At 68.2% G+C, this 12,558-nt stretch carries 15 protein-coding genes; 8 read left to right on the top strand and 7 right to left on the bottom strand.

Going from position 1 to position 12,558, the window contains the following annotated elements:
* Nucleotides 1-87 precede the first annotated feature (87 nt).
* Nucleotides 88-582, top strand: a complete 495-nt coding sequence (locus tag ACZ9GM_RS14690) for a hypothetical protein (protein WP_291476135.1) — start codon at nt 88-90, stop codon at nt 580-582.
* A gap of 15 nt (nt 583-597) precedes the next feature.
* Here the strand turns inward: ACZ9GM_RS14690 and ACZ9GM_RS14685 are convergent, their stop codons facing one another.
* From ACZ9GM_RS14685 to ACZ9GM_RS14675, 3 genes are read right to left on the bottom strand one after another with little or no spacing between them, the layout of a single operon-like run.
* Nucleotides 598-1,020, bottom strand: a complete 423-nt coding sequence (locus ACZ9GM_RS14685; RefSeq protein ID WP_291476134.1) for an OsmC family peroxiredoxin — start codon at nt 1,018-1,020, stop codon at nt 598-600.
* Between the two features lie 46 nt (nt 1,021-1,066).
* A complete protein-coding gene (locus ACZ9GM_RS14680; protein WP_291476133.1) occupies nt 1,067-1,720 on the bottom strand; it encodes an energy-coupling factor transporter transmembrane component T in 654 nt (217 codons plus the stop codon).
* Entirely contained in the window at nt 1,717-2,475 is a 759-nt protein-coding gene (locus ACZ9GM_RS14675; RefSeq protein ID WP_291476132.1) for an ECF transporter S component, read from the bottom strand. The genes ACZ9GM_RS14680 and ACZ9GM_RS14675 overlap by 4 nt, the downstream gene beginning before the upstream one ends.
* A 305-nt stretch (nt 2,476-2,780) precedes the next feature.
* Between ACZ9GM_RS14675 and ACZ9GM_RS14670 the strand changes: the two genes are divergently transcribed.
* From ACZ9GM_RS14670 to ACZ9GM_RS14660, 3 genes are all read left to right on the top strand, one after another.
* Nucleotides 2,781-2,942, top strand: a complete 162-nt coding sequence (locus ACZ9GM_RS14670) for a hypothetical protein (protein WP_291476131.1) — start codon at nt 2,781-2,783, stop codon at nt 2,940-2,942.
* 360 nt (nt 2,943-3,302) lie between these two features.
* The gene (gene metE, locus ACZ9GM_RS14665) at nt 3,303-5,651 is read left to right on the top strand and encodes a 5-methyltetrahydropteroyltriglutamate--homocysteine S-methyltransferase (RefSeq protein WP_291476130.1); all 2,349 of its coding nucleotides are present in this window, start codon (nt 3,303-3,305) and stop codon (nt 5,649-5,651) included.
* Between the two features lie 135 nt (nt 5,652-5,786).
* Nucleotides 5,787-6,245: a PAS domain-containing protein gene (locus ACZ9GM_RS14660; protein WP_291476129.1), complete on the top strand. Its 459-nt coding sequence runs from the start codon at nt 5,787-5,789 to the stop codon at nt 6,243-6,245.
* Here ACZ9GM_RS14660 and ACZ9GM_RS14655 read toward each other — a convergent pair.
* Together ACZ9GM_RS14655 and ACZ9GM_RS14650 are read right to left on the bottom strand one after the other, a co-directional pair.
* Entirely contained in the window at nt 6,223-6,768 is a 546-nt protein-coding gene (locus tag ACZ9GM_RS14655) for a GNAT family N-acetyltransferase (RefSeq protein WP_291476128.1), read from the bottom strand. The two genes, ACZ9GM_RS14660 and ACZ9GM_RS14655, sit on opposite strands and share 23 nt — an antisense overlap.
* Nucleotides 6,769-6,785: 17 nt before the next feature.
* The gene (locus ACZ9GM_RS14650) at nt 6,786-7,193 is read right to left on the bottom strand and encodes a DUF1648 domain-containing protein (protein WP_291476127.1); all 408 of its coding nucleotides are present in this window, start codon (nt 7,191-7,193) and stop codon (nt 6,786-6,788) included.
* Between ACZ9GM_RS14650 and ACZ9GM_RS14645 the strand changes: the two genes are divergently transcribed.
* On the top strand, nt 7,102-7,362 hold the full coding sequence (locus tag ACZ9GM_RS14645; protein ID WP_291476140.1) for a hypothetical protein: 261 nt from the start codon (nt 7,102-7,104) through the stop codon (nt 7,360-7,362). The genes ACZ9GM_RS14650 and ACZ9GM_RS14645 overlap by 92 nt on opposite strands.
* Nucleotides 7,363-7,384: 22 nt before the next feature.
* Here the strand turns inward: ACZ9GM_RS14645 and ACZ9GM_RS14640 are convergent, their stop codons facing one another.
* Both ACZ9GM_RS14640 and ACZ9GM_RS14635 read right to left on the bottom strand, forming a co-directional pair.
* The gene (locus ACZ9GM_RS14640) at nt 7,385-9,001 is read right to left on the bottom strand and encodes an AMP-binding protein (protein ID WP_291476126.1); all 1,617 of its coding nucleotides are present in this window, start codon (nt 8,999-9,001) and stop codon (nt 7,385-7,387) included.
* Nucleotides 9,002-9,099: 98 nt separating this feature from the next.
* Nucleotides 9,100-9,828 (bottom strand): histidine phosphatase family protein, encoded by a 729-nt coding sequence (locus tag ACZ9GM_RS14635; RefSeq protein WP_476038267.1) that lies wholly within the window; start codon nt 9,826-9,828, stop codon nt 9,100-9,102.
* 40 nt (nt 9,829-9,868) lie between these two features.
* On the opposite strand from ACZ9GM_RS14635, the gene ACZ9GM_RS14630 reads away from it, so the two are divergent.
* From ACZ9GM_RS14630 to ACZ9GM_RS14620, 3 genes are read left to right on the top strand one after another with little or no spacing between them, the layout of a single operon-like run.
* A complete protein-coding gene (locus tag ACZ9GM_RS14630; protein ID WP_291476123.1) occupies nt 9,869-10,516 on the top strand; it encodes a TetR/AcrR family transcriptional regulator in 648 nt (215 codons plus the stop codon).
* Between the two features lie 26 nt (nt 10,517-10,542).
* Complete coding sequence (locus ACZ9GM_RS14625; protein ID WP_291476121.1) at nt 10,543-11,337, top strand: SDR family oxidoreductase; 795 nt, start codon at nt 10,543-10,545, stop codon at nt 11,335-11,337.
* An 8-nt stretch (nt 11,338-11,345) separates the two neighbouring features.
* Nucleotides 11,346-12,554, top strand: a complete 1,209-nt coding sequence (locus ACZ9GM_RS14620; protein ID WP_291476119.1) for an acyl-CoA dehydrogenase family protein — start codon at nt 11,346-11,348, stop codon at nt 12,552-12,554.
* Nucleotides 12,555-12,558: the final 4 nt, after the last annotated feature.

Raw genomic sequence — 12,558 nt, 5'->3', positions numbered from 1 at the left:
GCCTAAGACACCCTCGCCGCCGACTACCCGGTGCTCTACACCGGAGCGGTGGTCACGGGCCGTGAGTAGGATGTCCTGCACCGGGACTTGCTGGGCACCGACAATGTCCGGCAGATTGTCGACCGGCTATCCCGGGGCGACGGGATCGCCGTGTACGGCACGATGCCCGGGGACCGGGATATCCGGTTCAGTTCGACGATCCCCCACGAGACAGCCTCCCCGGTGCTCAAGGATTTCCGGGACATGGATCCCTTCTCCATCCCCGGGCACGAGTTCATCGGCGTCCCGGTGCGGGTGCCGGACAATGAGCGGCTGAAGCTCGGCATCCGGGACTGGATCTCCGAGACCCTCGACGTCGGTCGCGTGGTGAACCAGAACTTCGTGGACATCGTCCCCGCCGGAGCGTCGAAGGGGGCCGGACTGCGGTGGAGCTGTTCACCTTCGGGGATTCCTGGAATGACCTGCCGATGCATGCGGTCGCCGACCGGTCATTCCCCTTCCCCTGGTCGCCCGCCGAGGTGCAGGAGCAGACCACGGCGGTCATCGACTCGGTTGCCGGGGAAACTCCCCCGACTGCTGTAGCCGACCCGGAGTGGCCTACCCGAAGCGGATCTCCTTGGGCACGGCCTTCAGTGCATTGGAGACCGGGCAGGTCTCCTTGGCCCAGCGGGCCTTCTCACGGAGCGCGTCGTTGTCGAGACCGGGGACTTCACCGCTGACGGTGAGCACGATGCCGGTGATGCCGCCCTTGTCCGGGTCGAAGGTCACGGCGGCATGGGCGTCGAGGGTGTCCGCAGGGTGACCGTCCTCGGCGAGGCCGTTGGACAGCTGCATGAGGTAGCAGGACGCCAGAGCGGCGCCGAGCAGTTCCTCGGGGTTGGTGGTGCCGCCGGCGGCCTCGGTGCGGGCCTTCCAGCTGGTCTCGAAGGTTGCGGTCTTCGACGTGTCCAGGCTGGCGCGGCCGGAGCCGTTGAAAAGGTCGCCTTCCCAGTGTGCGCTGGCCTTGCTGACAGTTGCCATGATCTGTCTCCCTCTGTGGTGGTAGGTACTCTGACCAGGGTACCCGTCACATCACAGCGAGGACGGCGGCCAGCACGGACGCCACGATGAGCAGCCACCGGCCGACACGCTGGACCGGCGGGTCGGCGACCGGCACGAGCACGGTCCGTGTCCCCGTCGCGCCGATCCCGGTGCGCTGCAGTGGTCGGGCGCGGTTGCCGGCGTCCACCACCAGTCCGACGACCAGCGGGAGGACGCAGGACGTGCGGGCACGCCAGGTGTCCGGGACACCACGGCTGAGCTGGACCTGACGGATCGTCCGCCAACGCTGCTGCGCCATGGGCAGCAGGCGAACCACGGAACCGACCATGTAGACCAGCGGGGCAGGGATGCGCAGCTGCAGGTCACGCATGAGGTCGTCGGCATTGACGAAGGAGAGCAGCACCAGGCCGGAGACCGTCATCGCGGCAAAGCGCAGCGAGAGGTCGCCGGTGGTGGCCCAACCGTCATCGGCGAAGGGGACGTAGATCAGGGCGTAGGAGACCGTCGCAGGCACCGAGATCACCAGGGCGGCGAGCAGGGCGCGGCGGTGGCGGCGTCCTGCGAGGAGGGCGATCATCGCGGACGCGGCCAGAAAGGCACCGCTGACCACGGTTTCGTGGGCCACCATGACCACCGCGACCGCGCAGATCGCGGCGGTCAGTGGAGTGAGCGGGTTCATGCTTCCGCCGGATCGAAGGTGCGGCGGGTGCGCAACGGCAGGGCCCGGTAGACCGCGAAGACCAGCAGGAAGATGATGACCTTGTCGATCGGGTCAGAGGTCCAGGACTGCAGGAACACGGCGGTGGTGTTGGAGAACCCGAGGGACTCGTAACCGGAGACCAGCAGGCCGGTGCCGGTGCCGGCGGTGCCGCCGAAGATGAAGTTCGCGACCGGGGCGGAGACCAGGCCGGAGAGGAAACCGAGGACCAGGCCGGCGAGGACGACCTTCCACCAGGAGGACTTCCACAGCTGACGGACCAGGCCGACGGCGAAGCCCATCATCGCGTAGCCGGCGGCGAAGCAGATGATCGTCGGGTTGAACGCGCCCCACACGATCGAGGACAGACCGCCGGTGGCCAGGCCCGCTGCGGGCCCGGCGAGGACAGCGACCAGTACCGTGCCGAAGGAGTCGAGGTAGAGCGGCAGCGGCAGGCCCATGGTGCCGACGACCTGGCCGACGACGATATTGAGCACCAGGGCGACGGGGATGATGCTCAGGGTGCGCACCGGCAGGGTGGGGATCACCGCGACCAGGGAGAGAAGCGTGGGGACCAGGAAGCCGACGAGGGCGATGGCGGTGGAACGGGAGTCCGCGACGGAGGCGAAGTCGGAGTCGTCCGGCTGACTGAGGACGAGCCAGAGCCAGGTGATGACGAACAGGGCGACGCTGACGCTGATCAGCGTGATGCGGACGGGGCGTGACAGAGGGCGCACGGGTGGGCTTCCTGGGTTTTCACGGCGCAGGGCGCCGGTGCGACGCTCCCCTATGTCACCTCGGGGACGCCGCGCTCGGTGTTGACGTGCTCATTCTGCCGAGTGCAGGCCACCAGGGCAAGGCGGCGCCCCTGGTAGCTCCGGTCCCATGCCGATGCAGAAGACCTCATGGGACGGTGTCTCCGACGCCTACCGACGGTCTTTCGGGACGGTGTGCGCCGGATCCGTCAACCGGCTGGTGTCGGACGCCGACGGGCAGGACCACCTGGACGTGGAGGATTTCCCCGGAGGACCTGTGAGCGGGAGTGACCGGCGGCGTCCCCACACCGGGACGCACGTACCTGGCGCAGTCACCGCAGATCCGGCACCGGGCGGAGCAGGAGTTCTTCGCGCGGGCGGCGTCCTGCGTCAGTGACGGTGAACTGTGCTTTCCCACTGTCGCGTCCTGCGTCCCGGCGACACGCTGATCCTCACGATCGCGACCCCACTGGACCGGTCAAGTCAATTCACCGTAATCGCCGCTGACCTGTACCTTCCCGGAAGTTTTCAGGAACGGGCGGCAGGCGAACTTGACAGACCAAGCGGTCTACTGGTTCTCTTGGGCACCAAGCAGTCGACGAGAGTCGAGTTCCCCTCCTGGAGCCCCGGACGAGGTGGAACCTGCGGACAGGCCCGCCATGGATCCTGTTACCGCAGCGTGCGGCCTGTTTCACCAGACCATTCCCGGGGCTTTTCCATGCCCGGGGGTGGGCATCCACGGACACGGCACGCACGTGACTCACGTATCGACGGCGAGACCCGTACATCCACATCGTGAAGGATCACACGTGACCGCACAGATCAACGCCACCGTCGCCGGGGTTCCGCGCATCGGCCCGAAGCGCGAGCTCAAGAAGGCCCTGGAGACCTACTGGAAGGACGCCTCCACCGGGCGCAACCTCGCCACCGTCGCCACCCAGCTGGTCAACCAGCAGGCTGACCAGCTCACCACCGCCGGCCTGGACTCCGTCCCGACCATCGGCCGCAGCTTCTACGACGCCATGCTCGACACCTCCGCCCTGCTGGGCGCACTGCCGACCCGCGTCGCCGACATCGACGACCACGACAACGACGGCCTGCCCGCCTTCGTCGACCGGCTCTTCGCCGCCGCCCGCGGTACCGCCGAGCTCCCGGCGTCCGCCATGACCAAGTGGTTCGACACCAACTACCACTACATCGTCCCCGAGCTGGCCGCGGACACCGAGTTCCGTCTCGATGACGCCGCCCTGCTCGCCGACCTCGCCGACCAGGTCACCCGCGGCACCGCCGCCCGCCCGGTCCTCATCGGCCCGCTGACCTACCTGGCCCTGGCCCGCACCACCGACGGCTCTGACGCGCTGACCCACCTCGAAGAGGTCTTCGACGCCTACGCCCGCCTGCTCCCCCGCATCGCCGAGCGCGGTGCCGCCTGGGTCCAGTTCGACGAGCCCTACCTGGTCACCGATGTCGACACCGACGAGAACCGCAAGGCTGACCTGCTGGCCCGCACCCGCGTCGGCTACGAGAGGCTCGCCGCCGCGTCCGACCTGGACATCCTGCTGCAGACCTACTTCGGTGACGGCGACCTCGCCATCAAGACCCTCACCGGCACCGGCATCGCCGCCTTCGGTGTGGACCTGGTCACCGGCCGCACCGATGAGCGTCAGGCCGACGAGACCAACATCGCCGACGCCGACCTGCTCCCGTCCTGGACCGGTGCCGAGCAGTTGCTCGCCGGTGTCGTCGACGGCCGCAACATCTGGCGTACCGACCTGGCCCGCGCCCTGGAGACCCTCAAGGCCCTCGCCGCCCGCGGCCCGGTCGGTGTCTCCACCAGCGCATCCCTGCTGCACGTCCCCTACTCCCTCGCCCAGGAGACCAGCCTCGACGACGATTCCGAGCTGCGCAGCTGGCTCGCCTTCGGTGCCGAGAAGATCGCCGAGGTCGCCCTGCTGTCCCGCGCCCTGCGTGGCGAGGAATCCGAGGGTGACGACGCCGCTGTCGCCGAGGCCCACAAGGCCGTCGAGTCCCGCAAGAACTCGGAGCGCACCCGCAACGCCGCGCTGCGTCAGCGCACCGCCGCCATCACCGAGGCCGACCGCCACCGCAACCCCTTCGACCAGCGTCGAGAGGTCCAGGAGCGCGAGCTGAACCTCCCGCCGCTGCCGACCACCACCATCGGTTCCTTCCCGCAGACCGCGGAGATCCGCGGTGCCCGCGCCAAGCTGCGCTCCGGTGAGTACTCCGCCGAGCAGTACCACGACGCGATGGTCGCCGAGATCAGGGACGTCATCGATCGTCAGGAGGCCCTGGGCCTCGACGTGCTCGTCCACGGTGAGCCCGAGCGCAACGACATGGTGCAGTACTTCTCCGAACAGCTAGAGGGCTACCACTCCACCGACCTGGCGTGGGTACAGTCCTACGGCTCCCGTTGCGTCCGCCCGCCGATCCTGTTCGGTGACGTCACCCGCCCGAAGGCCATGACCGTCGAGTGGTTCAAGATCGCACAGTCCTTCACCGACAAGATCGTCAAGGGCATGCTGACCGGTCCGGTCACCATGTTGGCGTGGGCCTTCGTCCGCGACGACCAGCCGCTCGGCGAGACCGCCGACCAGGTCGCCCTGGCCCTGCGCGACGAGATCGACGACCTGGTGGACGCCGGCGCGAAGATCGTCCAGGTCGACGAGGCCGCACTGCGTGAGCTGCTGCCGCTGCGCCGCGCACAGCAGCCGTACTACCTGGAGTGGTCCGTCGGATCCTTCCGCCTGGCCACCTCCGGCGTCGAGGACGTCACCCAGATCCACACCCACATGTGCTACTCCGAATTCAACGAGCTCATCGGCACCATCGCGGACCTGGACGGCGACGTCACCTCCATCGAGGCCTCCCGTAACGGCATGCAGGTGCTGCACGCCCTCAAGGACTCCGGCTTCGAGCTGGCCGTCGGCCCGGGCGTCTGGGACATCCACTCCCCGCGCGTCCCGGAGCAGGCCGAGGTCGACAAGCAGCTCGCCGACGCCCTCGAGGCCGTCCCGGCCCGTCAGCTGTGGGTCAACCCGGACTGCGGTCTGAAGACCCGCGGCTGGGAAGAGACCACCGCCGCGCTGAAGGTGCTCGTCGCCGCCGCGCAGAAGGCCCGCGCGTCCGTCAACGCGTAACGGCCGTTCGACAGAACCCCACCGCTTCAGGTGGGGTTCTTCGTCGTTCCGGGGCAGGTCAGCGCGTAGCGTGGAGTGTGACGGAACCCACTGCTGACTGCCCTGACCGGCGCCGGAAGACCCCAGGAGGACGCCATGTCCGACACGACACCCACCGACTCTCTCGCCGAGCGCATCATCACCGGCTCCACGCTGGACGCGGTGATCTACGCCGACCACACCGGGACCATCCGCCTGTGGAACGACGCCGCGGTCGACATGTTCGGCTGGCCTGCAGAGGACGCGGTCGGGCAGTCGCTGGAACTCATCATCCCGGAGAAGTTGCGGGGTGCGCACTGGACCGGCTGGGGCCGGGTCATGGAGACCGGTGTGACCAGGTACGGCCGGGAACCGTTGACCGCCCCTGGCGTCCGGAAGGACGGGACCCGCGTCTCCCTGGAGTTCTCCATCGTCATGCTGAAGGACGCCGAGGGGCGCGTCGAGGGTGTGGCCGCCGTACTCCGTGACGTCACGGCACGGTGGGAGAAGGAGCGGGAGCTCAAACGCCGGGTCCGGGAGCTTGAGGTGCAGGTCAGCGAGATGCCAGGGCAGTGAGGTTCTCGCCGACGAGGCGCTGCGTCGTCCATTCGTCCTGCGGAGTGGCACCGATCGACCGGTAGAAGGCGATGGACGGTTCATTCCAGTCGAGAACCGTCCACTCCAGACGGGTGTAGCCACGGTCGACGCAGATTCCGGCGAGTGCGGAGAGCAGCGCGGTGCCGTAGCCGTGTCCACGGTATTCCTGGTGGACATAGAGGTCCTCCAACCAGATGCCGTGGCGTCCGGTCCAGGTGGAGTAGGAGAGGAACCACAGGGCGATGCCGCGGACCTCGTCTGTGCCGTCTGTGCCGTCGGCTCCGTTTCCGGACGCCACGACGTGCGCGAACGCCTTCGGATCGTCACCGAAGAGGGTGTCGGTGAGCATCGCCCCGGTGTTCTCGACGGCGTCCGGCTCCTTCTCGTAGACCGCGAGGGCGTGGACGCAGTCGAGGATGCCGGGGATGTCGCCGGGGCGTGCGGGGCGCACCACGGCACCGTCGGGGAGGACGCGGGGCGTCGGGGAAACCTGCTCAGTCATGCCGACGATGCTACGTATCAGATGAACGCACCAGAGTCGCGGCATGGTCCCGGAGGTACTCGCGAAGTCCTGGAAGCGTGAACTCGACCTGACCTGTGCCGACTGCCCAACAGTCCCTTGCCGGGCCGGGAGGACGCCTTCACCCCACTGCTCTGCGTCGACACGGGCACCTTGTCGGCCCCCGGGACCAGTATCGGTGCCGGCTGGTTCATCCAGGATGACGGCCTGGTGTGGCACAACGGTGCCGCCGATGAGCACGACCAGACCGGGTACGACGTAGACGAGAGTGTTGACCGCGACGAAAGTCGGTGACATCCACCGATACACGCCAGCATGATCAGCGACAGCCACAGGATCGTCGACTTCGATCCCCGGTCGTCCGCCTCCCCGCCGGTGCCGAAGTGGACGGGCACCGTGTCCGGCATCGACGGATACCGGACCAGCACCCACACGGTGACGGCCGCAGTGGCGACCGAGGTCGAGCGGCGGAGCCATACGGTGACGGGTCTGGTCGTGTACGTCCGCGCCGGACGCTCCGGTTGCGACCAGTTCTTCGACTATCCTTCCACTCCGCTGGAAATTTCCTCAGGCTAGCAGGGGGTGGCCAACGGGATGATCAGTCGCTCACCGGCACGTCCCGCAGGTCCTTGCGGAGGATCTTGCCGGTACCGGACTTCGGGATGACGTCGGTGAACTCGACCATCCGGATCTTCTTGTACGGGGCGACCCGCTCGGCCACCCACACCATCAGCTCCTCTTTGCCGATCTCCAGCACAGTGCCGTCCAGCCCGACCTGCGGCACCACGAACGCCCGCGGCACCTCCTCACCGTCAGACTCCCTGCGGTAGCCGACCACTGCGGCGTCCGCGATGGCTTCGTGGGACATCAGCAGCGCCTCGAGTTCCGCCGGCGCGACCTGGTAGCCCTTGTACTTGATGAGTTCCTTCGACCGGTCGACGACGTACACGTTGCCCTCGTGGTCGTACCGGACGATGTCGCCGGTGCGCAGCCATCCGTCGCGCATGAGCGTGACCTCGGTGGCCTCCTCGTTGTTGAGGTAGCCCAGCATGACCTGCGGACCACGGATCCACATCTCGCCGGCCTCGGACCGCTCACCCTCGTTGCCCGGCGGCAGGATCTCGGCGAAGTCCGCGTCGGTGAGGTCAACGACCTTGCACTCGGTGTTCGCGACCGGCAGGCCGATGGACGCCAGCGGAGTCTCACCACGGGTGGAGACGTGCGTCACCGGGGACGCCTCGGTCATCCCGAAACCCTGGAGCACAGCGACCCCGAGCCGCTTCTGGACCGCATCGGCGAGCTTCTCGTCGAGCGCCGCCGCACCGGAGAGCACGGTGGTCAGCGAGGAGATGTCGTACCGGTCGACCAGCGGGTGCTTGGCCAGCACCACGGCGATCGGCGGAGCGACGAAGGTGAAGTCGATGTCGTGGACCTGGTGCAGTTCCAGGAACCGCGGCAGGTCGAAGGACGGCATGGTGACGATGTGCAGCCGGTTGTACATCGAGGTGTTGAGCAGCACATTCATCCCGTAGATGTGGAAGAACGGCAGCACGCACATGATCGTGGAGTCCGGCGTCTGGCCGTTGGCCATGAGCAGCGGACCGCACTGGACTATATTCGCGACCAGGTTCCGGTGGCTGAGCTCCACGCCCTTGGGGACGCCCGTCGTGCCGGAGGAGAACGGCAGTACCGCGATGTGGGTGGCCGGGTCGAACTCCACCTCCGGCGCGGCATGCCCCTCCGCCAGCAGGGACGCCAGTCCGTTCGCCTCATCGACGAGGTCGATGACGGCGTCCTCGTCGAGGCCCGCCTCCTCCGCTCCCTCAGCGCCGGCGGTCCCGAGCGCACCGACGGTGAGCATGAGGGACGCCCCGGACGCGGTGACCTGCTTGGCGATGTCCTGGGCGGTGCCGAGGGCACCGACGGTGGTGACTGTCGCCCCGGCACGCATGATCCCATGGAAGGCCACGACGAAGGCCAGGGAGTTCGGGGCATGGAGGGCCACGACATCGCCGACGCCGAGTCCGCGGTGGGCCAGAGCCCCGGCGAAGGCGTCCACCCGGTCACGGAGTTCGCCGTAGGTGGTCACCGAACCGGTGGACGAGTCCGTGACGGCGACTCTGCCCTCTTCCTCGGGAGTCAGCCCGGCGAACAGCAGGTCAAATACGCTGACCTCGGGGATCTCGATGGTGTGGTGGGGACTGGGGACAGGCACAGGGGACTCCTCGGGACGATCCGGACGGCGGGTGAATTTCACATCTGAAACGAGACTAGACTGCCCCCGCGTCAACTGCGGAACTTCCGTTCATTTCATCAGCCGAAGGTCCGCAGCGGATGCCGCCCTTCCTCGTCCAGGTCATCCAGATGTGCGTGCTCGTTGAGCGACCGCAGCGAGAGGCGGGGCGCCCCGTCGACCCCGGCGCCCACCCCGAGCACCGTCACCGACGCATTGAGCACGGTGGAGATCAGGTCGCTCCAGGACACCCCGGGCAGCGTCTCGGCGACGCACGCCGCGATAGGACCGCCTGAGCTCACGACCACCGCCGAGCCCGTCTCCGACGCCACATCGGCGGCGGCGAAGAGTCCTGCCCGGACAGTCTGCCGGAAGTCCCCGTACCCGGACCCGGTCGTCCACTCGTCGATCGCGCCCATGAGTGCACGGTTGACCTCGTCGACCTGGGCGCGGGGCAGTTTGCCGGCCTTCGCCCGCTTCAGCGCCTCGGTGTGACCCGGATTCTCCCGGAACCAGGGGGTGAGGATGTCGCCGAAGCGGATCTCCTTCCAGGCGTCGTCGACAGTGGGCGTGGCGGAGTTCAGGGCGGCGGCCACAGCAGCGGCGGTGTCACGCTGCCTGACCAGAGGGCCGTGGATGACCGGGGTGCGTGCCGGGACCCGTTGCGCCAGAGCACGTCCGACGGTGCCTGCCTGGCGCCTTCCGAGATCACTCAGCCGGTCGTAGGCGGCCTCAAAGCCGCCGTCGGAGGCGTTGTCCAGAGCATCCTGCCCTGCTTGACCATGCCTGACCAGGTAAATAGCGGACATGAATCTCCTTTCGATGCGGCCAGCGTATACGATCTTCCCCATGAGTGACTCAGGTAACACCACAGCCTCCGACCGCGAAGCCCGGGCCGAACGCCGCCGCCAGGGGATCCTCGCCGCCGCGCGGACGGTGTTCCTCCGTGACGGCTACCACGACGCGAAACTCACCGGGGTGGCCACCGAGGCCGGCTGCTCGGTGGGGACGCTCTACACCTACTTCGCCGACCGGGACGCCCTGCTCGCCGCGGTCCTCGCCGACGTGGAGGACGAGATGCGCTCGGCGGGGCACCAGGACCAGAGCACCGGCCCCGGGGACGCCAGGCCCACCCCCGCCGAGCAGATCAGCGCGACCAACCGCGCCTACCTGGCGTCCTACCGGAGGAACCGGTCGATCATGGCACTCATGGAGCAGGTGGCCCAGGCCGACGAGAACTTCAGCCGGCAGCGCCTGCTGCGCGCCGACGGGTTCATCGACCGCAATGCCCGTGCCCTGGAGCGACTGACCTCCGCAGGCGCGATCACGGTCGAGGATCCGGAGATGACCGCGATGGCCCTGTCCGCCGCCGTGTCCCGGATGGCGTATGTGGTCTGGGTCGACGGCAGGTACCCCGACACCGACGAGATCTTCGAGCGGCTGTGCGCCACGGCGGACCGCATCTGGCTGGGAACGCTCGGACTTCCGGTGAAATGAATCACAGTTCATGTTAGGTTGGTCGCATGACCACCTACGACTTCACCGACCGCACCGCCGTCGTCACCGGCGGGTCCCGCGGTATCGGCTACGCCACCGCACACCTCCTCGCCGCGTCCGGCGCGAATGTCTTCCTGACCTCGCGTAAGGCGGACGCCGCCGAGGAGGCCGCCGCACAGATCACCGCAGATCTCGCCGACACCACCGGAGCCGGCACCGTCACCGGCCTCGCCGGCCACGTCGCCCACCCGGAGGCTGCCGCCGCGGTCTGCGCCGCCGCCGTCGAGGCCACCGGCCGCCTGGACGTCCTCGTCAACAACGCCGGCACCAACCCCGCCTACGGCCCCGTCGCCGACCAGGACCCCGCGCTGGTCGCCAAGGTCTTCGAGATCAACTCCACCGCTCCCCTGGTCTGGACCCGTGCCGCGCTCGACGCGGGCCTCGGCGCCGAATCCACCGGCTCGATCGTCAACATCGCCTCCATCGGTGCACTGACGATGGAGGACGGCATCGGCGTCTACAACTCCTCGAAGGCCGCCCTGCTCCACCTCACCAGGCAGCTCGCCCGCGAACTCGGCCCCCGTGCCCGGGTGAACTCGGTGGCCCCGGGCGTGGTCCGGACCCGCCTGTCCGAGGCCCTGTGGAAGGACCATGAGGCCGAGGCCGCCGCCATCTCCCCGCTCGGTCGGATCGGTGAGCCCGCCGACATCGCCGACGCCGTGGCCTTCCTCGCCGCCCCCAGCTCCTCCTGGATCACCGGCGCCAACCTCGTCGTCGACGGCGGGCAGCTCGTCGGCACCTCCAGCATCTCCGGAAAGTAGACACCACCATGGACTTCAGCAACACCGAGCGCAGTATCGACTACCAGAACCGGCTCACGGCCTTCATGGACGAGTGCGTCTACCCCGCCGAGGCGACCTACCACGAGCAGATCGAGGCCTCCGGCAACCCGCACCACTTCCCCGCCGTCCTCGGCGAACTCAAGGAGGCGGCGAAGAAGCGCGGCCTGTGGAACCTCTTCCACCCGCACGAGGGCGACGGCGTCCCCGCACTCACCAACGCCGAGTACGCACCGCTGGCGGAGATCATGGGACGCAGCATCGAGCTCGCCCCCGAGGCATGCAACTGCAATGCCCCGGACACCGGAAACATGGAGGTCCTCGAGCTCTACGGCACCGACGAACACCGGAAGAAGTACCTTGAGCCGCTGCTGCGCGGCGAGATCCGCTCCGCCTTCTGCATGACCGAGCCGGAGGTCGCGTCCTCCGATGCCACGAACATCTCCATGGGCTTCACCCGTGTCGACGGCGGCTACCTGCTCAACGGCCGCAAGTGGTTCAGCTCCAATGCCATGCACCCCAACCTCGGCGTCCTCATCGTCATGGGCAAGACCAGCCCGGACGCGGAGCGGCACCTGCAGCAGTCCATGCTCGCCGTCCCCGCGGACGCCGAGGGGGTGACCATCGTGCGCAACCTCCCTGTCTTCGGCTACCACGACCGCGAGGGCCACGCCGAGATCCTCTTCGAGGACGTCTTCGTCCCCGACAAGGACATCCTCGGCGGCGAGGGCATGGGATTCCGTATCTCCCAGGACCGCCTCGGACCGGGCCGTATCCACCACTGCATGCGCTCGATCGGCATCGCCGAGCGTGCCCTGGAACTGCTGTGCCGCCGTGCCGAGTCCCGCACCACCTTCGGCAAGAAGCTCTCCGAGCGCGACAACATCCGCGACTGGATCGCCGAGGCCCGGATCAGCATCGAGTCCGCCCGACTGCTGACGATGAAGGCCGCGTGGATGATGGACACCGTCGGCAACAAGGCCGCCCGCCAGGAGATCGCCGCGATCAAGGTGCTCGCCCCACGGATCGCCCTCGAGATCGTCGACAAGGCGATCCAGGTCCACGGTGGCGAGGGCGTCACCAACGACACCCCGCTGGCCGGCATGTACGCCGGGCTGCGCACCCTGCGCTTCGCCGACGGCCCCGATGAGGTGCACCTCATGACCATCGCGCGGGCGGAACTGCGCAAGTACCGGTAGGAAG

The organism is Corynebacterium sp. UD i78 (assembly GCF_056280545.1).
This window is presented reverse-complemented; position numbering and strand designations above follow the sequence as displayed.

What these genes read in the sequence shown, in the direction of transcription:
- ACZ9GM_RS14685 (WP_291476134.1), bottom strand. Translation starts at nt 1,020, where the DNA reads ATGGCAACTGTCAGCAAGGCCAGCGCACACTGGGAAGGCGACCTTTTC.
- ACZ9GM_RS14680 (WP_291476133.1), bottom strand. Translation starts at nt 1,720, where the DNA reads ATGAACCCGCTCACTCCACTGACCGCCGCGATCTGCGCGGTCGCGGTG.
- ACZ9GM_RS14660 (WP_291476129.1), top strand. Translation starts at nt 5,787, where the DNA reads ATGTCCGACACGACACCCACCGACTCTCTCGCCGAGCGCATCATCACC.
- ACZ9GM_RS14655 (WP_291476128.1), bottom strand. Translation starts at nt 6,768, where the DNA reads ATGACTGAGCAGGTTTCCCCGACGCCCCGCGTCCTCCCCGACGGTGCC.
- ACZ9GM_RS14645 (WP_291476140.1), top strand. Translation starts at nt 7,102, where the DNA reads ATGATCAGCGACAGCCACAGGATCGTCGACTTCGATCCCCGGTCGTCC.
- ACZ9GM_RS14650 (WP_291476127.1), bottom strand. Translation starts at nt 7,193, where the DNA reads ATGCCGGACACGGTGCCCGTCCACTTCGGCACCGGCGGGGAGGCGGAC.
- ACZ9GM_RS14635 (WP_476038267.1), bottom strand. Translation starts at nt 9,828, where the DNA reads ATGTCCGCTATTTACCTGGTCAGGCATGGTCAAGCAGGGCAGGATGCT.
- ACZ9GM_RS14630 (WP_291476123.1), top strand. Translation starts at nt 9,869, where the DNA reads ATGAGTGACTCAGGTAACACCACAGCCTCCGACCGCGAAGCCCGGGCC.
- ACZ9GM_RS14625 (WP_291476121.1), top strand. Translation starts at nt 10,543, where the DNA reads ATGACCACCTACGACTTCACCGACCGCACCGCCGTCGTCACCGGCGGG.
- ACZ9GM_RS14620 (WP_291476119.1), top strand. Translation starts at nt 11,346, where the DNA reads ATGGACTTCAGCAACACCGAGCGCAGTATCGACTACCAGAACCGGCTC.